Origin of the sequence: Nocardioides furvisabuli (assembly GCF_021083185.1) — a bacterium.
Taxonomy (GTDB): domain Bacteria; phylum Actinomycetota; class Actinomycetes; order Propionibacteriales; family Nocardioidaceae; genus Nocardioides; species Nocardioides furvisabuli.
This window is the reverse complement of the sequence record NZ_JAIGQB010000001.1, coordinates 341,110-358,514: the sequence shown is the minus strand read 5'-3', so window position 1 is coordinate 358,514 and position 17,405 is coordinate 341,110. Positions and strand designations below refer to the sequence as shown.

The 17,405-nt window shown below is 72.5% G+C and carries 19 protein-coding genes; 7 read left to right on the top strand and 12 right to left on the bottom strand.

From position 1 onward, the window contains the following. Window positions 1-22 precede the first annotated feature (22 nt). The 5 genes from K4G59_RS01695 to K4G59_RS01675 are packed head-to-tail and all read left to right on the top strand — an operon-like array spanning window position 23 to window position 4,019. A complete protein-coding gene (locus K4G59_RS01695; protein WP_231248760.1) occupies window positions 23-310 on the top strand; it encodes a DUF1330 domain-containing protein in 288 nt (95 codons plus the stop codon). A 1-nt stretch (window position 311) separates the two neighbouring features. Next, the gene (locus tag K4G59_RS01690) at window positions 312-464 is read left to right on the top strand and encodes a hypothetical protein (protein WP_231248758.1); all 153 of its coding nucleotides are present in this window, start codon (window positions 312-314) and stop codon (window positions 462-464) included. 43 nt (window positions 465-507) lie between these two features. Continuing rightward, window positions 508-1,863: an MFS transporter gene (locus K4G59_RS01685; protein ID WP_231248757.1), complete on the top strand. Its 1,356-nt coding sequence runs from the start codon at window positions 508-510 to the stop codon at window positions 1,861-1,863. Next, on the top strand, window positions 1,847-2,722 hold the full coding sequence (locus K4G59_RS01680) for a 1,4-dihydroxy-2-naphthoate polyprenyltransferase (protein WP_231248756.1): 876 nt from the start codon (window positions 1,847-1,849) through the stop codon (window positions 2,720-2,722). Before K4G59_RS01685 ends, K4G59_RS01680 begins: the two co-directional genes overlap by 17 nt. Before the next feature lie 40 nt (window positions 2,723-2,762). Beyond that, window positions 2,763-4,019 (top strand): GNAT family N-acetyltransferase, encoded by a 1,257-nt coding sequence (locus K4G59_RS01675; protein ID WP_231248752.1) that lies wholly within the window; start codon window positions 2,763-2,765, stop codon window positions 4,017-4,019. A 19-nt stretch (window positions 4,020-4,038) separates the two neighbouring features. On the opposite strand, the gene K4G59_RS01670 is transcribed toward K4G59_RS01675, so the two are convergent. Then, entirely contained in the window at window positions 4,039-4,320 is a 282-nt protein-coding gene (locus tag K4G59_RS01670) for a DUF4229 domain-containing protein (RefSeq protein ID WP_231248750.1), read from the bottom strand. Between the two features lie 37 nt (window positions 4,321-4,357). Here K4G59_RS01670 and K4G59_RS01665 point away from each other — a divergent pair, with 37 nt between their 5' ends. Further along, window positions 4,358-4,543, top strand: a complete 186-nt coding sequence (locus tag K4G59_RS01665) for a hypothetical protein (RefSeq protein WP_231248749.1) — start codon at window positions 4,358-4,360, stop codon at window positions 4,541-4,543. Here K4G59_RS01665 and ccsB read toward each other — a convergent pair. The 6 genes from ccsB to hemL are packed head-to-tail and all read right to left on the bottom strand — an operon-like array spanning window position 4,457 to window position 10,419. Next, window positions 4,457-5,446 carry a c-type cytochrome biogenesis protein CcsB gene (gene ccsB / locus K4G59_RS01660; RefSeq protein WP_231248748.1) on the bottom strand — a complete coding sequence of 330 codons (990 nt, stop codon included), beginning with the start codon at window positions 5,444-5,446 and terminating at the stop codon, window positions 4,457-4,459. The genes K4G59_RS01665 and ccsB overlap by 87 nt on opposite strands. After that, entirely contained in the window at window positions 5,443-7,104 is a 1,662-nt protein-coding gene (gene resB, locus K4G59_RS01655; RefSeq protein ID WP_231248746.1) for a cytochrome c biogenesis protein ResB, read from the bottom strand. The genes ccsB and resB overlap by 4 nt, the downstream gene beginning before the upstream one ends. Further along, the gene (locus K4G59_RS01650; RefSeq protein ID WP_231248745.1) at window positions 7,101-7,850 is read right to left on the bottom strand and encodes a cytochrome c biogenesis CcdA family protein; all 750 of its coding nucleotides are present in this window, start codon (window positions 7,848-7,850) and stop codon (window positions 7,101-7,103) included. The genes resB and K4G59_RS01650 overlap by 4 nt, the downstream gene beginning before the upstream one ends. After that, the gene (locus tag K4G59_RS01645; protein WP_231248744.1) at window positions 7,843-8,409 is read right to left on the bottom strand and encodes a TlpA family protein disulfide reductase; all 567 of its coding nucleotides are present in this window, start codon (window positions 8,407-8,409) and stop codon (window positions 7,843-7,845) included. Before K4G59_RS01645 ends, K4G59_RS01650 begins: the two co-directional genes overlap by 8 nt. Window positions 8,410-8,411: 2 nt before the next feature. Continuing rightward, window positions 8,412-9,089: a histidine phosphatase family protein gene (locus K4G59_RS01640; RefSeq protein ID WP_231248743.1), complete on the bottom strand. Its 678-nt coding sequence runs from the start codon at window positions 9,087-9,089 to the stop codon at window positions 8,412-8,414. A gap of 1 nt (window position 9,090) precedes the next feature. Beyond that, on the bottom strand, window positions 9,091-10,419 hold the full coding sequence (gene hemL / locus K4G59_RS01635; protein WP_231248742.1) for a glutamate-1-semialdehyde 2,1-aminomutase: 1,329 nt from the start codon (window positions 10,417-10,419) through the stop codon (window positions 9,091-9,093). A gap of 173 nt (window positions 10,420-10,592) precedes the next feature. Between hemL and K4G59_RS01630 the strand changes: the two genes are divergently transcribed. Next, window positions 10,593-11,795: a lytic transglycosylase domain-containing protein gene (locus tag K4G59_RS01630; protein ID WP_231248741.1), complete on the top strand. Its 1,203-nt coding sequence runs from the start codon at window positions 10,593-10,595 to the stop codon at window positions 11,793-11,795. A 19-nt stretch (window positions 11,796-11,814) separates the two neighbouring features. On the opposite strand, the gene hemB is transcribed toward K4G59_RS01630, so the two are convergent. Genes hemB through K4G59_RS01605 form a run of 5 tightly spaced genes read right to left on the bottom strand, consistent with a single transcriptional unit; the run spans window position 11,815 to window position 17,366 of the window. Then, window positions 11,815-12,813, bottom strand: coding sequence for a porphobilinogen synthase (gene hemB / locus K4G59_RS01625; protein ID WP_308189319.1), 999 nt, complete (start codon window positions 12,811-12,813; stop codon window positions 11,815-11,817). Further along, on the bottom strand, window positions 12,810-14,465 hold the full coding sequence (locus tag K4G59_RS01620) for a bifunctional uroporphyrinogen-III C-methyltransferase/uroporphyrinogen-III synthase (protein WP_231248740.1): 1,656 nt from the start codon (window positions 14,463-14,465) through the stop codon (window positions 12,810-12,812). Before K4G59_RS01620 ends, hemB begins: the two co-directional genes overlap by 4 nt. Next, window positions 14,462-15,412 (bottom strand): hydroxymethylbilane synthase, encoded by a 951-nt coding sequence (hemC, locus tag K4G59_RS01615; protein WP_231248737.1) that lies wholly within the window; start codon window positions 15,410-15,412, stop codon window positions 14,462-14,464. The genes K4G59_RS01620 and hemC overlap by 4 nt, the downstream gene beginning before the upstream one ends. Continuing rightward, window positions 15,409-16,695, bottom strand: a complete 1,287-nt coding sequence (locus K4G59_RS01610) for a glutamyl-tRNA reductase (RefSeq protein ID WP_231248736.1) — start codon at window positions 16,693-16,695, stop codon at window positions 15,409-15,411. Before K4G59_RS01610 ends, hemC begins: the two co-directional genes overlap by 4 nt. Next, on the bottom strand, window positions 16,692-17,366 hold the full coding sequence (locus K4G59_RS01605; RefSeq protein WP_231248735.1) for a redox-sensing transcriptional repressor Rex: 675 nt from the start codon (window positions 17,364-17,366) through the stop codon (window positions 16,692-16,694). The genes K4G59_RS01610 and K4G59_RS01605 overlap by 4 nt, the downstream gene beginning before the upstream one ends. Between the last annotated feature and the right edge of the window lie 39 nt (window positions 17,367-17,405).

Below are 17,405 nucleotides of genomic sequence, written 5' to 3'. Positions count from 1 at the left end.
AGTGCTCCGTAGGCTCTGGGGCATGAGCGCCTACTGGATCTGCGTCTACAAGGCCGTGCACGACCCCGCCAAGGTCGCGGCGTACGCCGAGCTCGCGGGGCCGGCCATCCGCGAGGCCGGCGGCCGGTTCCTCGCGCGCGGCAACCCCGAGGTGACCTACGAGCAGGGCGAGCAGACCCGCACCGTCGTCATCGAGTTCGCGTCGGTGGAGGCCGCCCGCGCCGCGCACGACAGCGAGGCCTACCAGGAGGCCCTGCGTGCCCTGGGCGACGGCGCCGACCGCGACCTGCGCGTGGTGCCGGGGGCCTAGCGTGGACCTCTTCCGGCTCGTGCTCGTCGTCCTGGTGACGACGGGCGTGGTCGTGGCCGTCCTGCTGTTCGAGAAGCGACGTGCCGAGGGCATCCGCCGCGACACCCGGCGGATGGCCGAGGGACGTGACGAGGACGACTCCCGCGACGGGTAAATGACAGGACGCCCGGCGCCCTCGCGGGAGAGGATGACCGGCGATGCTCACCGCCCTGAAGAACTACGCCACGCCCCCGTCCACCCTCGCCCGGCGACTGTCGATCCAGTCGCTGCTCTTCGCGTCCGGTGACGGCACCTTCCTCGCCGGGTCTGCGGTCTTCTTCACCCTCGTGGTCGGGCTCTCGCTGGCCGAGGTGGGCATCGGGCTGACCATCGCAGCGGTCGCGAGCTTCATCGTCGCGGTGCCGATGGGCAAGCTGGTCGACCACTTCGGTCCCAAGCGGATGTGGACCCTGTCGGCGGCGGTGCAGGGCGCGCTCTTCCTCGCGTGGCCCTTCATCGACAGCTTCCCCGAGTACGTCGCGCTCGCCGTCGCGATGGAGGTCGCGGGCACCCTGGGCGGCACCGCGCACGGCGCCTACGTGATCGACATCCTGCCGCCGGCGGAGCGGGTGGAGTCGCGCGCCTACCTCTACTCCGCGCTCAACGTGGGCTTCAGCATCGGCGCCTTCCTCGGCGCAGGGGCCATCGCCTTCGGCACCGAGGCCCTGCGATGGGCGCCGCTGGTCAGCGCGGTGCTGTTCCTCCTCAACAGCGCGGCGATCCCACGACTGCCCGACGCCACCCACGACGTACGCAGCTCCGAGCCGCGGGCGAAGCCCGAGGGCATCCCCGCCATCCGCAACCGCAGCTGGATCGCGGTCACCTTCTTCACGGGCGTCATGTGGACCAACCAGGTGCTGCTGCACACGGTCATCCCCGTGTGGCTGGTGACCGAGACCGACGCCCCCAAGGTGCTGGTCGCGGTGCTCTTCGGCACCAACACGGTGATGTGCATCGTGCTCCCGCGGCTGGCCTCGCGCGGGATCCGTGACGTGGAGACCGCCCTGCGCGCCGTACGCCTCTCGACGCTGTTCTTCGTGCTGACCTGCCTCGTCACGCTGGCCACCCACGAGACGACCGGATGGCTCACCATCGTGCTGTTCTTCGTCGGCCACATCGTCCTCACCTGGGCCGAGCTGTTCCTCTCCGCCTCGGGATGGACGCTCGAGGCCGAGCTGATGGACCCCCGCCGCCGCGGCGACTACCAGGGCGTCTCCGAGCTCGGCGGCACGCTCGGCCGGTTCTGGGCACCGGCGGCCTACGGCTTCCTCGCGATGGAGTGGGGCGCCTTCGGCTGGCTCACCATCGCGGCGATCGTCACCGTCGGTGCGGTCGGCCTCCACGCCTCCGCGCACTCCGGACGACGCTTCCTCGAGCAGCACGTCCCGGCCGACGTCCTCGCCGACGCGCGGGCGAGCGGACCCGAGCCCGCGGCCGTCGCGGTCTCGCAGGAGCCCTTGCCGATGGAGCCGGACGGACCCCTGCCAGAATCCACCGGTGACCTCCACCGCTGACTGGCTCGCCGGCGCCCGGCCGCGCACCCTGCCCGCCGCAGTCGCCCCGGTGCTGGCCGGCACCGGCGTCGCGGCGTACGCCGACCAGGCGGTGTGGTGGAAGGCCCTGCTGGCCCTGGTCGTCAGCCTTGCACTGCAGGTCGGCGTCAACTACGCCAACGACTACTCCGACGGCATCCGCGGCACCGACGCCGACCGGGTGGGGCCGATGCGGCTGGTGGGCTCGGGCGCGGCGACCCCGGGGGCGGTGAAGGCCGCGGCCTTCACCGCGTTCGGCGTGGCCGCCCTGGCCGGGCTGGTCCTCGCCGCGACGACCGCCTGGTGGCTGGTGGCGGTGGGCCTGGTGTGCGTCGTGGCGGCGTGGTTCTACACCGGCGGCAACAGGCCCTACGGCTACCTCGGGCTCGGCGAGGTCATGGTGTTCGTCTTCTTCGGCCTCGTCGCGGTGGTCGGCACGACCTACGTCCAGACGCAGACCTGGGAGTGGGCGGCCCTCTACGCCGGCGTCGGCATCGGCGCGCTGGCGTGCGCGATCCTGGTCGCCAACAACCTGCGCGACATCCCCACCGACACCGTCGCCGGCAAGCGCACCCTGGCCGTGCGCCTCGGCGACGAGCGCACCCGCCACCTCTTCGCCTTCCTCGTGCTGGTCGCAGCCGCAGCGGTCGTCGCGGTCGCCGCCGCCACGACGTGGTGGGCGCTGATCGGGCTCGGCTTCCTGGCCCGCGCCAGCGTCCCGACCCGGGCCGTCCTCGGTGGCGCCACCGGCCCCGCCCTCATCCCGGTCCTCGCTGCCACCGGCGCCTCCGAGCTGGTGTGGTCGGTGCTCGTCGCGGCGCCGCTGTTCCTGCTCGGATAACCCGTGGCGGGCCCACCGGGCCGCTCACTAGCGTGGACGGGTGGACTACGACTTCGCCCTCCTCGACCTCTCCGACGACTCCCCCGCCGCGGCCGCGCGCCGTCGCGGGTGGATCGAGGCGGTCCTGCGCGGGTTCCGCGACGACCGCCCCGAGGACGACAGCGTCGAGCGGTGGGTCAGGCACTACCGCACCGACGACGTGACCGTCCGCGGCGCCTGGCTGCCCGAGGGAGAGCTCGGCGCCGGTCCCATGCCCGTCGCCACCTACGCCAGCCTCGACAAGACCCTCAACGCCGGCCGCGAGCTGCTGCCGCTTCGGATGATCACCGACGTCACCACCAGCGCGGCGCACCGCCGCAGGGGACTGCTGCGCCGGCTCATCGAGGACGATCTCGCCGACGCCGTCGCCCAGCGCGTGCCGATGGCCGCCCTGACCGCGGCCGAGGCCACCATCTACGGCCGCTGGGGCTTCGGCCCGGCCACCTTCCGCACGGGCGTCAGCGTCGACACCACCGCCGGCTTCGAGCTCCGCGACTTCCGCGACCCCGGCCGCGTCGAGCTCCTCGAGCCCGCGGAGGCGTGGCCGCACGTCAAGGCCGTCTTCGACGCCTTCCACGCCCGCCAGCGCGGATCGGTGGACTGGCCGGCCCAGTACGAGGACATGCACACCGGCGCCTGGGACCCCAGCGGCGGCGGCGCCAACCGCAAGATCCGCGTCGTGGTGCACCTCGACGCGAGCGGCGCGGTCGACGGCTTCGCCATCTGGAAGCCCGGTGAGGACAAGACGGTCAGGGTCGACGAGATGGTGGCGCTCACCCCGCAGGCGCAGCTCGCGCTCTGGTCCTTCCTCGGCCACATGGACCAGACCGCCAAGGTGACCTTCAACCTGTTCCACCCCGAGGACCCGCTCATGTGGGCCCTGACCGACCTCGACCGGGTGAGCACCACCGAGGTCCAGGAGTTCCTCTGGCTGCGGGTGCTCGACGTCCCCCGCGCCCTCGCCGCCCGCCCGTGGGCCGCCGACGGGTCGGTCGTGGTCCAGGTCGACGACCCGCAGGGCCACGCGGCCGGACGTTTCGCCGTGACGACCGTCGACGGCGTGGCGACCACCGCCCGCACCGACGACGCGTCCGACGTACGCCTCAGCGCCGAGACGCTGGGCTCGCTCTACCTCGGTGCCGTGCCGGTGCGGCAGCTGCACCGTGCCGGGCGCCTCACGGGCTCGGAGGACTCCGTACGCCGCTTCGCAGCGATGGCGGACCTCAGCGAGCCGGCGTACAGCCTGACGGGCTTCTGAGCACGGGGCCCAGCAAGGGTCAGCGCGGGTCCTCGTGGTCGTCGCGGTCCTCGCGGGCCTTGCGCTCCTCGAAGGCGGCGGCCGCGCGGGACGCTCGCTCCTCGACGCGCCGGGCGAACGCCTCGCGCTGCCGGTCGAGGATGAAGTAGGAGGCGATCCCGGAGATCAGGAAGGCGAGCACCACGGCCCAGAACAGGTTGTAGCGCCCGCCGAGGAACAGCGCCATCAGTCCGACGACGACGCCGAACGAGGCCAGGAACAGCACGATCCGCAGGACGGTGTAGACCACGAACTCCTTCACGGCCACCAGCCTAGGTGGACCCGACTACATTGGAGGAATGCTGAAGGTGCTGCTCGTGGTGGCCGCGATCGCGGTCGTCGTGTGGGTGCTGGTCAAGCTCGCCCTGCGCCGCCTCGACGGCGGCAGCGGCGGGGCGTCAGCGCCGCGGGTGATCGGCCCCGACGACGACCCGGACTTCCTCCGGGGCCTCGACCGGCGCCGCCGCGACCCGGAGGACGACTGAGCGCTCCGCACCCGCGCCCTCGGCGTAGGAGTGCTGGCTGGAGCTGCTGAAGAAGTTGATGCCGATGAAGTTGAACCACAGCGTCGCGGCACCGACCAGCGCCAGGATCGCGGCGTTGCGCCCGCGCCAGCCCACGGTCGCACGGGCGTGCAGGTAGGCGGCATAGACCACCCAGGTGATGAAGGCCCACACCTCCTTGGGGTCCCAGTTCCAGTAGGCGCCCCACGCCTGGTGCGCCCAGATCGGGCCGGTGATGAGGACCGCGAACGTCCACACCGGGAAGCCGAAGGCGTGCATCCGGTAGGACAGCCGGTCGAGGACCTTGGGCTCGGGCACGCGGGCGAGGTAGCCCGTGGTCGCGCTCGAGCGGGCCTTGACGAGGTAGAGCACCGAGAGCAGCGCGCCGATGGTGAAGGCGCCGGTCGAGATCACGGCCGAGACGACGTGGATCACCAGCCACGGCGAGTTGAGCGCGTCCGGGAGCGGCAGGACTGCGTCGTCGAGACCGAGGAACGCCGCCATCAGCGCGGCCACGACGAAGGTGGAGACGAGCGGGCCCAGCCACTCGATGTCGAGCTTGATCGTCGAGAGCACGAAGATCAGCGCCACCACGAAGGTGCCCGAGATCGTGAACTCGTACATGTTGCCCCACGGCACCCGGTTGGGGTCGGCGGCGAGCCCGCGAGCCACGAGCGCCACGAGGTGGACCACCACGCCGAAGACCGACAGCACCAGGGCCAGGCGGCCGGCCATCGCGGTGCGCTGGTCCTGGACGTCCTCGTCCCTCGCCACGCTCCGCAGGCCCGCCAGCTCGAAGAAGTAGGCCAGCATCGCGAGGAAGTAGAGCACTGCCGCGGCGATGACGCCCTGGTAGCTGAAGACCTCCCACTGTGCGTCGGTCACGACTGCTCCTTCCTGCTCCTGCTGCTCGTCGGCTGCGCACCCGTCGGGGCCTGCAGTGATGCCACGATCTCGGCGAGCTCGGCCGCGCCGTCCTCGGGGTCTCCCCCGGACGACCGGTCCAGCCGCGCCACCTCGACCCGCGTGGTGCCGTCGTCCTGCCTGCGCGCGCGCACCCACATCCGGCGCGGGCGGATGAAGAGCGAGCCCAGCAGGCCGACCAGGGCGAGCACCACGCCGCCGAGCGCCACCAGCTTGCCGGGGCTGCGGCTGATCTGGATCTTGTTCCAGCGCTGCACGCCCTCGAACGTCACCGTGCCGAGCCCGTCGGGCAGCGTCACGGTGTCGCCGGGGCGCAGGTCCATCCGGAACGGCTGGCCGTCGTCCTTCAGGACCTGGGTCGCGTCGGCCTTGTCGAGGACGTAGACCGACGAGGCGGAGCCGTCGTCGACGCCGAGGTCACCGGTCCACAGGCTCATCGAGACCAGCGGGTCGAGCGCGTCGCCCCACACCGACGCCGGCATGGTGAGGTTGCCGTCGGCGTCGCGGCCCATCGCGAAGGTCGGGTAGAAGGTTCCCTCGAGGCCGATCTGCTCGGGCTCGGCGAAGGGCGCCTTGACCACGCCGAACGACTCGAAGGTCTGGCCGTTGGTCGGCAGGAACACCACGGGGCCGGACTTGGTGACCTCACCCTCCCCGTCGCGGATCGTGATGACTGGGGCGTAGCCGTGGCCGATGAGGAAGATGTCGGTGCCGCCGATGGTCAACGGGTGGTTGACCCTCAGGTCGTAGTCCTGGGTCTCGCCACCGGGCTCGGTCTCGTAGGCGAGCTCGGCGACGAACTCGCGCGCCATGCCCGCCCGGTCGCCCTCGGTGAGCCAGTCGACCTGGAAGTCGGTGATGCTGAAGGAGAACGGCTCCATCACGTCGGGGTCGAACAGCGAGCCCGGGGCGAAGTCGTCGTACTGGGTGAGGTTGTTGGAGAAGCCGTAGTCCTCGCCGTTGAGCATGATGACGCCGCCCTTGTAGCCGAAGAGGCTGCCGACGGCGACGCCGACGAGCACCACGATCACGGCGAGGTGGAACAGCAGGTTGCCGGCCTCGCGGAGGTAGCCGCGCTCGGCGGACACCGCGTCGGCCTCGGTCGACGTCTCCACCCGGAACCGCTTGCTCCGCAGGGCGTCGGCGGCGCGCGCCAGCACGTCCTCGGGGGCCTCGTCGGTGGTGTACGCCGTCGAGTCGGGCAGGCGGGTGAGGTGCCGGGGAGCGCGGGGCGGCCGGGCCCGCAGCGCGCGGGCGTAGACGAACAGGCGCGGGATGATGCAACCGACCAGCGAGATCATCAGCAGGATGTAGATCGCGGAGAACCACACCGAGCCGTAGACGGAGAACAGGTCGAGCCGGTCCCAGATGGGCGCCAGGCGCGGGTGGTTGTCGCGCCACTGCGAGACCGCGAGGGAGTCGATGTCCTCCTGCGGGATCACCGAGCCGGGGATCGCGGCGAGCGCGAGCAGCAGGAGCAGCACGAGCGCGGTGCGCATCGAGGTGAGCTGGCGCCATGACCAGCGCGCGAGCTCGCGCGCGTTCAGGTCGTTGGGCAGCGACGTGGCCTGGCGGTCGTCGGACGACCGCTGGTCGAGGTGCGTCTGGAGGTCGGTCACACCGGCACCGCGAATCCCTGGACGACCTGGAGCTGGAGCCACTGCACGATCCGGTCCCACCAGCCCGAGACGAGCAGGAGGCCGACCAGGATCATCATCGCGCCGCCGAGGCGCACGACCAGCACCTGGTGGCGCCGGATCACGGCGAAGGCGCCGAGCATGCGGCGGTAGGCCAGGGCGGCCGCGATGAAGGGCAGCCCGAGGCCGAGCGCGAAGACGGCCGAGAGCAGGGCCCCGCGGGCAGCGGTGCCCTCGCCGACGGACAGGACGTTGATGGCCGCCAGCGTCGGGCCCACGCACGGGGTCCAGCCGACGCCGAAGAGGAAGCCGATCAGCGGGGCGGCGGCGAGGCCGACGGCGGGGACCTTGTGGATCCGCCAGTCCCGCTGGAGGAAGCCGAAGGCGCCGAGGAACGCGACCCCGAGCAGGATCATGATGACGCCGAGCACCCGGTTGAGCTCGCGGACGTGGGTGAACAGCCACGCCCCGGCTGCACCGGTGAGGCTGCCGAGGAGGACGAAGACGACCGAGAAGCCGAGCACGAAGAGGACCGCGCCGAGCACCAGCCGGCTGCGGCGGGCGTGCTCGAGGTCGCCACCGGAGATGCCGGTGGCGTAGGAGAGGTAGCCCGGGAGCAACGGGATCACGCAGGGGCTGAAGAACGAGATGAGCCCGGCGGCCAGCGCCACCGGCAGCGCCAGCAGCATCGACCCGGACAGCGCCGTCTCCTGGAACCAGTCACTCATCGAGGACCGCCTCCACCAGCGAGACCAGCGTCTGGGTCGTGGGGATCCGGCCGTTGACCGACGCCGCGATCCGGCCCTCGGCGTCGAGCACGACCGTGCTCGGGATCGAGCGCGGGGTGAGGGTGCCGGCGAAGGGCAGCAGCGCCGCGCCGTCGGCGGAGTAGATCGAGGGGTAGGGCACCTCGAGGTCGCGGACGTAGGCCTGCGCGTCCGCGGGCGAGGCGTCGCGGATGTTGAGGCCGACGAAGGACACCTGGTCGCCGAGCTCGTCCACGGCCTCGTTGAGGTCGGGCTGCTCGCTGATGCACGGCGGGCACCACGAGGCCCACACGTTGACCACGACCGGCTTGCCGCGAAGGTCGGCGAGGTCGAGGTCCCCGCCCTCGAGGTCGGTGCCGCTCAGCTCGATCGGCTCCCCGCGGTCCACTGCCTCCACCTCAGTGGGCACGCCTGTGCCGGAGATGTAGCCCTTCTGACCGGTGCCGGACAGGCCGGAGCAGCCTGTCAGCGCGAGCAGGCAGGCGAGCGCCACGAGGGGCGCAGCGAGGCGGCGCGGCATCGTCAGGGTCGCTCCCCCTCCGAGGCCCCGCCCGCGGAGAACGGCGCGGAGCGGTCGCCGACCGGGATCAGGTCGCCGGCGGGCTCGGAGTAGCGCACCTGCACCATGCGGTCGCCGTCGAAGACGACGCTGGTCAGCGAGCAGAGGGTGCACTGACGGTTCTTCGGGTGGTGGAGGTAGCTGCGCTTCTCGAGGAAGAGCCGCGTCGTCCAGATCGGGAGCTGGTGGGACACCACGACCGCCTCGTGGCCGCGGGCGGCGTCGCGGGCGTCGTGGATCGCGGCGACCATGCGCCCGGCGATCTCGTCGTACGGCTCCCCCCACGAGGGAGTGAAGGGGTTGTAGAGGTGGCGCCACAGGCGCGGGCGCTTGATGATCGTCATCGCGCCGTCGCCGAAGCTCAGGCCCTCGAAGGCGTTGGTGGACTCGATCACGCGCGGGTCCACGACGGGGGTCAGGCCACGGGCCTGCGCGAGCGGGGCGCCGGTCTCCTGCGCACGCTCGAGCGGCGAGGTGCGGATGTGGACGATGTCGCGCTCCCCGATGGTCTCGGCGATGCGCTGGGCCATCTGGTGCCCGAGGGCGGAGAGGTGGAACCCGTCGCGGCGGCCGTAGAGCACGCCCTCGGGGTTGTGGACCTCACCGTGGCGCAGGAGGTGGACGATGGTCTGCTCGGCCATCTCAGTGACCTCCCGCCACGGCGGCGGCCAGTGCGGCGGCCGGGAGCGCGTCGAGGACGGTGGAGACCGCCCGCTCGTCGTGGGCCGCGGAGACGAACCACGCCTCGTAGGCCGACGGCGGGAGGTAGACGCCCTGGTGGAGCATCGAGTGGAAGAACGCGGCGTAGGCCGCGGTGTCCTGCGTGGAGGCCTCCGCGAAGTTGCGGACCGCCTCATCGCGGAAGAACACCGAGAACATGGTGCCGGCTGCCTGGACGACGTGCGGGACGCCCGCGGCCGCGAGGTTCTCGGCCACGGCGGTGCGGATCGTCAGCGCGGTCGCGTCGAGCTGGGCGTAGACCTCGGGCGTGGCCAGGCGCAGCGTGGCGAGGCCAGCGGTCGTGGCCACCGGGTTCCCCGACAGCGTGCCGGCCTGGTAGACCCGGCCCTCGGGCGCGAGGTGGGCCATCAGGTCCGCGCGACCGCCGAACGCCGCGGCCGGGAAGCCGCCGCCCATCACCTTGCCGAAGGTCATCAGGTCGGGCGCCCAGCCCTCGATCGCCCCGTCGAGGCCCCAGCCGCCCTGATCGGTGGCGCGGAAGCCGGTCATCACCTCGTCACTGATGAAGAGCGCGCCGTGGGCGCGGCAGGTCTCGGCGAGGAAGGCGTTGAAGCCCGGCGTGGGCGGGACGACGCCCATGTTGCCCGGGAAGGCCTCGGTGATCAGGCAGGCGATGCGGGGGCCGTGGGCCTCGAACGCCGCCTGCACGGCGTCGCGGTCGTTGTAGGGCAGGACGAGGGTCTCGGCTGCCGAGCTCGCCGGCACCCCGCTGGTGCCGGGCACCGCGAGCGTGGCGATGCCGGAGCCGGCCTCGGCCAGCAGCGGGTCGACGTGGCCGTGGTAGCAGCCGGCGAACTTCACGACGAGGTCGCGACCGGTCGCGCCACGCGCCAACCGGATGGCCGACATGGTCGCCTCGGTGCCCGAGGACACGAAGCGGACCCGCTCCACCGGGGTGCGGGCGACGATCTCCTCGGCCAGCTCGACCTCGGGCTCGGTGGGGGTGCCGTACGACGTACCGCGGGCCACTGCGCCGGCCACCGCCGCCTGCACGTCGGGGTGCGCGTGGCCGAGGAGCATCGGGCCCCACGAGCAGATCAGGTCGACGTAGTCGTTGCCGTCGGCGTCGGTGAGCCAGGCACCCGAGGCGGAGGTGATGAAGCGTGGCGTCCCGCCGACCGCCGTGAAGGCACGCACGGGCGAGTTCACGCCGCCGGGCGTCACGGCTCGAGCGCGCTCGAAGAGGGCCTCGCTGGCCGCAGTCGTCGAGGTGGTTGTCGCGAAGGTCACCTGGTCATTGTCACGCAGGAGGACAAAGGATCCCCAGTCGGTGCGCACGCGCCTGTGGGCCGTGTGCCTTGGCCCACATGCCGTTCGTGCGTAACGTGGAGCGATGATGCGTCGTTGACCAGGTGTTAGTGCGCCCGGAGGGGGCATCATGACACCCGGACGACCCAGGGGAGATGAAGGACATGGCGAGCTTCGGCCGGCTGCACCGCGCGACCGCGATCATCCCGCTTGCGGTGCTCTCCGCCGCGTGGACGGCCAGCCTCGCGGGCGTGGGCGTCGGGTCTGCCAGCGCCGACCCCGACGGATCGAGGACCCTGCCCGACGGCACCGTCCTCCCGGCCGCCGCCATCGAGGCACCCGCCAGCATCGGTGACCCGGTCACCCGGGCGGCCGCCCTCACCCCCGGCTCGGCCAGCAGCATCCCGCAGGCCGCGCTCTCGGCCTACCAGCGCGCCGAGGGCGTCATCAACAAGGCCGACCCGGGCTGCAACCTGCCGTGGGAGCTCATCGCCGCGATCGGTCGCGTCGAGTCCGACCACGGTCGCTTCGGCGGCAACGTCCTCGACGACCAGGGCGTGGCCCGCCCGGGCATCTACGGCATCGCCCTCAACGGCAAGAACGACACCCAGGCCATCGCCGACACCGACGGCGGCCAGTACGACGACGACACCCGCTGGGACCGCGCCGTCGGACCGATGCAGTTCATCCCCTCGACCTGGTCGGTCGTGGGGGTCGACGGTGACAGCGATGGCGCCCGCAACCCGCAGGACGTCGACGACTCCGCGCTCGCGACGGCCGTCTACCTCTGCTCCGGCGACGACGACCTGTCGGAGGAGAAGGGCCAGCGTGCCTCGGCCTACCGCTACAACCACTCCAACGACTACGTCGACCTGGTGCTGGAGATCATGCAGGCCTACCTCGACGGCGACTTCAGCGCCGTGCCGACCTCCACGCTGACCTCGGGCGTGATCATGCCCGACACCACCGCGACCCCCGGCGCCAAGGACGGCCAGGGCGACCGCGACGGCAAGCGCGACCCCGGCGACAAGGGTGGCAGCACGCCGACCCCGACCGTGAAGCCGACGCCGACGAGCACCCCCACGACGCCGACCACCACCCAGCAGCCGACCCAGACGCCGCCCCAGACGTCGACGTCCACGCCCACCAAGGACCCGACGAAGGACCCGACGAAGGACCCGACGACGGTCCCGACGACGGTGCCCACGGTCCTGCCGCCGCCGCTCCCGCTGCCCACGGAGACGATCACCGCACCGCTCACCGAGCTGGAGGCCCGGGCGCAGTGCCTGGCCTCGGGGATCTCCGCGCTCGACGTCGCGGCGCTCAACGCCTGCGTGGCCGGGCTGCTCAACCCCTGAGCCGGATCACCGGGGCAGGTCAGCGGCGCAGCAGCCGCGCGGCCTCGGAGGCCCAGTAGGTGAGGATCACGTCGGCGCCGGCGCGGTGGATGGACGTCAGGGTCTCGAGGATCGCGGCCTCGCGGTCGATCCAGCCGTTGGCGGCGGCCGCCTCGACCATCGAGTACTCACCCGAGATGTTGTAGGCCGCGACCGGCACGTCGACCGCGTCGCGCACCCGGCGGACGACGTCGAGGAAGGCCAGGGCCGGCTTCACCATCACGATGTCGGCGCCCTGCTCCACGTCGAGCAGTGCCTCGCGCACGCCCTCGACGGCGTTGGCGGGGTCCTGCTGGTAGGTCTTGCGGTCACCCACCAGCGAGGAGTCGACGGCCTCGCGGAACGGGCCGAAGAAGGCGGAGGCGTACTTCGCCGAGTAGGCCAGGATCGAGACGTGGCTGAGGCCGGCGGCGTCGAGCGCCTGCCGCACCACGGCGACCTGGCCGTCCATCATCCCGCTGGGCCCGACCATGTCGACACCGGCGGCCGCCTGGGCGAGCGCCATCTCGGCGTACGCCGCCAGCGTCTGGTCGTTGTCGACCTCGCCGTCGGGCGTCAGCAGCCCGCAGTGGCCGTGGTCGGTGAACTCGTCGAGGCACAGGTCCGACATGACCGTGAGCTGGTCACCGACCTCGGCGACCACGTCGGTGATCGCGAGGTTCAGCACGCCGCCCGGGTCGATCGCACCGGAGCCGGTCGCGTCCTTGTGCTCGGGGACCCCGAAGAGCATCACGCCGCCAAGGCCGAGCTCGGCCGCCTCGGCGACGGCACGCTTGAGCGAGTCGCGCGAGTGCTGGACGACGCCCGGCATCGAGGAGATCGGGCGCGGCTCGCCGAGGCCTTCGCGCACGAAGACCGGGAGCACCAGCGAGCTGGGCACCACGTGGTGCTCGGCCACCATCCGCCGCAGCGCCGGCGTACGACGCAGGCGGCGCGGTCGGACGAGCGGCGTCTCCAGCTCGCGGTGCTCCTCGCTCACTTCGCGCGCGCCTTGCGGCGGCCCGAGGCGGTGCGCTCGCTCGGCCGGGTGACGGGCTCGCCGCTCTCCAGCATCGCGAGGCGTCGCGCGGAGCCGAAGTCGGCCAGTGCGTCGACGAGCACCTCGACGTCGGGGGTGGGCGCGAGGACGTCGACCCGCAGGCCGTGCTCCTCGGCGGTCTTCGCGGTCGCGGGACCGATCACGGCGATGATCGTCGACGGGTGCGGCTTGCCGGCGATGCCGACGAGGTTGCGCACGGTCGAGGACGAGGTGAAGACCACGGCGTCGAACCTGCCGGTCTTGATCGCGTCGCGCACCGGCGCCGGAGGCGGGGTGGCGCGCACGGTGCGGTAGGCGGTGACGTCGTCGCACTCCCAGCCGAGGTCGACCAAGCCGGCGACGAGGTTCTCGGTGGCGATGTCGGCGCGCGGCAGGAAGACGCGGTTGATCGGGTCGAGCACCTCGTCGTAGGGCGGCCACTCGGCGAGCAGGCCGGCGGCGGACTGCTCGCCCGACGGCACCAGGTCGGCCCGCAGGCCCCACGCGGCGATCGCCTCGGCGGTCTTGTCGCCGACCGCGGCGATCTTGAGGCCGGAGAAGGCGCGGGCGTCGAGGCCGTACTCCTCGAACTTCTCGCGCACCGCCTTGACCGCGTTGACCGAGGTGAAGGCGATCCACTCGTAGCGGCCCTCGACGAGGCCGCGCACGGCCTTGTCCATCTGGAGCGGGTTGCGCGGGGGCTCGACGGAGATCGTCGGCACCTCCTCGGGCACCGCGCCGTACTCGCGCAGGCGGCGCGACAGCGACCCGGCCTGCTCCTTGGTGCGGGGCACCAGGGCACGCCAGCCGAAGAGCGGCTTGGTCTCGAACCACGACAGGGTCTGGCGCAGGTCGACGACGTCGCCGATGACGGTGATCGCGGGCGGGGCGATGCGTGCCGCACGGACGTCGGCACCGATGTCGGCCAGCGTCGAGATGAGGGTCTGCTGCTCGGTGGTGGTGCCGACGCGGGTCATCGCGACCGGCGTCTGCGGCGAACGGCCCGCCTCGATGAGGGCGGCGGCGGTCTCGGCGATGCTGCCGACACCGGAGAGCAGGACGAGGGTGCGGTCGTCGGCGTAGGCGCTCCAGTCGACCTTCTCGCCACAGGTCACCACACACATCTCGCGGTGGCGCTTGGTGGTCAGCGGGATGCCGGCATAGGCCGGGACCGCGCTCACCGAGGAGACGCCGGGGACGACCTCGAACCCGACGCCGGCCTTCACGCAGGCCTGCGCCTCCTCGGGGCCGGAGGCGTAGAGGAAGGGGTCACCGGTCATCAGGCGCACCACGCGCTGCTTCTTGCCGTGGCGTACGACGACCTTGGCGCGCGCGGCGTGGGTGAGGGGCTGGCCGTCCTCGCCGAAGCCGCCGTCGACGACCTCCGGGCCGTCCCAGGTCCCGTCTGCGCCCTCGAGCAGGCCGAGCACCGACCGGACGAGGTCGACGTGCTCGGGAGCCTCGGTGACGATGACCTCGGCGCTCCTGAGGAGCTCGACGGCACGCACCGTCAGCAGGCCCGGGTCACCGGGTCCACTGCCGACGAACGACACCCACCCGGGGTTCGTCCCCTTGTCCGGGCTGCTGGCCTGCGGGGTCTGTACTCGCGTCATGCGTGCTGGTTCCTCACTGGTGGTGCTTCCATCAGGTCTGCTGCTCCCTCGTCGAGCATGTCGCTCGCGAGGCGTGTTCCTAGCCGGGCGGCCTCGTCGACCGGGCCGGTCGCGCTCATCCGCACCGAGAGTCCGCCGTCCTCCGACAGGGCCACGGCACGCAGCCACAGCTCCTCGCCGTCCTCACCCTCCACGACCTCCGCGAGCGCACCCAGCGGGGCGGAGCAGCCCGCCTCGAGGGTGGACAGCACGGCGCGCTCGGCGGTGACCGCCGCGCGGGTGGGGGCGTCGTCGAGCAGCGCGAGCCCGGCGACCAGGTCGGCGTCGTCGGAGCGGCACTCCACGGCGAGGGCGCCCTGACCGGGCGCGGGGAGCATCTGGAGCGGGTCGAGGACCTCGGTGACCTCCTCGAGGCGACCCAGCCGCGCGAGCCCGGCGCGGGCGAGGACGACGGCGTCGACCTGGCCCTCGCGGACCTTGCGGATCCGGGTGTCGACGTTGCCGCGGATGCCCTCGAGCTCCAGGCCGAGGCCGAGCGCCGCGAGCTGGCTGACGCGGCGCGGGGAGCCGGTGCCGAGGCGGCTGCCGACCGGCAGCTCGCCCAGCGTCAGGCCATCACGCGCGACGACGACGTCGCGCGGGTCCTCGCGGGGCGGCACGGCCGCCAGTGCGATGCCGTCGGCGGGGGCCGTCGGCAGGTCCTTGAGGGAGTGCACGGCGACGTCGACGCGGCCGTCGAGCAGGGCGTCGCGCAGTGCGCTGACGAAGACGCCGGTGCCGCCCATCGAGGCCAGCGGTGCCGAGCTCCGGTCGCCCTCGGTGGCGACCTCGACCAGCACGACCTCGCGGCCGAGGCGCTCACGGATGAGCTCGGCGACGTGGCCGGACTGGGTGGTGGCCAACGCGGACGCACGGGTGCCGAGACGGATGGCGGGAAGGGTGGTCATGGCGTGCCCTCCGCTCGCGTCATGCGGTCGACGGCCTCGGGGTCGAGGCGGAACAGCTCGGCCAGCGCGGCGGTGTAGGAGACCGCCGGCTCGGCGTCGGCCAGCTCCTTGACCCGCACGGTGGGCTCGTGGAGCAGCTTGTCGGCCACGCGGCGCACGGTCTGCAGCACCTCGGCACGGGTGGCCTCGTCGAGGCCGGGCAGCCGGGAGGCGAGCCGCTCCATCTCCGCGTCGACGACGGAGGTGGCCATCGAGCGCAGCGCGACGACCGTGGGCGTCACGCTCGCCTGACGGCGTACGGCGAGGAAGGCGGAGATCTCCTGCCCGACGATCGTGCGGACGTCCTCGACCCCGGCGGTGGCCTCGAGGCCGCGCAGCTCGTCGGCGAGGCCCGCGAGGCTGATCAGCTCGACGCCGGGCAGGTCGGCGACCGACGGGTCGACGTCGTGGGGCAGGGCGAGGTCGATGACGGTGAGCGGGCGGTCGCTGCCGCCGCGCGCGGTCACCACGTCGGCGAGGCGGACCAGCGGCTCGGGCGAGCCGGTGCAGGAGATGACGATGTCGGCGGCAGCGAGCTCGTCGCCCAGCGCGGACAGCGGCACCGAGGTGGCGTCGTACTCCGCGGCGAGCCGCTCGGCGTTGGCGGCGGTGCGGTTGAGCACCGAGATGCTGGTGGCCCCGCCGCGGGACAGGTGCGCGACGGCGAGCGATGCCATCGCACCGGCGCCGAGCACCACGGCTCGCGCCCCGGCGACCGACACGGTGCTGCGCTCGAGCGCAGTGGTGACGAGCGAGGGGGCGGCGCGGTCGATGTCGGTCTCGGCGTGCGCCCGCTTGCCCACGCGCAGGGCCTGCTGGAACAGCGTGTTGAGGGCCGGGCCGACGGTGCCGTGCTCCTGGCCGACGCGCAGCGCCTCGCGGGTCTGGCCGAGGATCTGGCCCTCGCCGACGACCATCGAGTCGAGGCCGGCCGCGACCTGGAAGAGGTGGGACACCGCGCCCTCGTCGTAGTGGACGTAGAGGTGCGGCAGCAGGGCCTCCGTGGACTGCGCGGCGCGCTCCACCAGGAGGCCGGAGAGGTCCTCGACGCTGCCGTGGAAGCGGTCGACCTCGGCGTAGACCTCGAGGCGGTTGCACGTGACGATGGCCGTGGCCTCGGTGACGTGCTCGCCGGCGATGACGTCGGCGATCAGCTTGACGGTGCCGTCGGCGTCGAGCGCGAGGCGCTCGAGCAGCTCGACCGGCGCGGACTTGTGGGAGATCCCCACGACCAGGACGCTCATGACACCGCCCCTGCTCCGGGCGCGACCGACTTGCGCTGCTCGTGGTAGGCGAGGATCTGCAGCTCGATCGACAGGTCGACCTTGCGTACGCCGACGCCGTCGGGCACCGACAGGACCGTCGGCGCGAAGTTGAGGATGCTGGTGATCCCGGTGGCGACCATCCGGTCCGCGACGGACTGGGCGGCGACGGCCGGGGTGGCGATCACGCCGATGGAGACGTCGTGCTCGGCGACGATGGACTCGAGGTCCTCGAACGAGCGCACCTCGAGGCCGGCGACGACCTCCTCGTGGCGGTCCGGATCGGCGTCCAGCAGCGCCACGACGCGGAAGCCGCGGCTGCGGAAGCCGGAGTAGTTGGCGAGCGCGTGGCCGAGGTTCCCGATGCCCACGATGACCACGGGCCAGTCCTGGGTCACGCCGATCTCGCGGGCGATCTGGTAGCGGAGGTACTCCACGTCGTAGCCGACACCGCGGGTGCCGTAGCTGCCGAGGTAGGACAGGTCCTTGCGGAGCTTGGCGCTGTTGACGCCTGCGAAGGCCGCCAGCTCCTCGCTGGAGCAGGTGGTGATGCCCTCCTCGGCGAGGCTGATCAGGGCACGCAGGTACACGGGAAGCCTGGCGACGGTTGCCTCGGGGATGTCCCGGGCGGAGTCGGGGGTCCGTGCGGTCACAGCTGCTTCTTTCCAGTCCTCGCGAACCTCGCTCGGACT

Excerpts from the sequence above, each read along its gene's own strand:
- K4G59_RS01630 (WP_231248741.1), top strand. The coding sequence starts at position 10,593 with ATGAAGGACATGGCGAGCTTCGGCCGGCTGCACCGCGCGACCGCGATC.
- K4G59_RS01645 (WP_231248744.1), bottom strand. The coding sequence starts at position 8,409 with ATGCCGCGCCGCCTCGCTGCGCCCCTCGTGGCGCTCGCCTGCCTGCTC.
- K4G59_RS01650 (WP_231248745.1), bottom strand. The coding sequence starts at position 7,850 with ATGAGTGACTGGTTCCAGGAGACGGCGCTGTCCGGGTCGATGCTGCTG.
- K4G59_RS01640 (WP_231248743.1), bottom strand. The coding sequence starts at position 9,089 with ATGGCCGAGCAGACCATCGTCCACCTCCTGCGCCACGGTGAGGTCCAC.
- K4G59_RS01620 (WP_231248740.1), bottom strand. The coding sequence starts at position 14,465 with ATGACGCGAGTACAGACCCCGCAGGCCAGCAGCCCGGACAAGGGGACG.
- K4G59_RS01610 (WP_231248736.1), bottom strand. The coding sequence starts at position 16,695 with ATGAGCGTCCTGGTCGTGGGGATCTCCCACAAGTCCGCGCCGGTCGAG.
- K4G59_RS01665 (WP_231248749.1), top strand. The coding sequence starts at position 4,358 with ATGCTGAAGGTGCTGCTCGTGGTGGCCGCGATCGCGGTCGTCGTGTGG.
- K4G59_RS01685 (WP_231248757.1), top strand. The coding sequence starts at position 508 with ATGCTCACCGCCCTGAAGAACTACGCCACGCCCCCGTCCACCCTCGCC.
- K4G59_RS01695 (WP_231248760.1), top strand. The coding sequence starts at position 23 with ATGAGCGCCTACTGGATCTGCGTCTACAAGGCCGTGCACGACCCCGCC.
- hemC (WP_231248737.1), bottom strand. The coding sequence starts at position 15,412 with ATGACCACCCTTCCCGCCATCCGTCTCGGCACCCGTGCGTCCGCGTTG.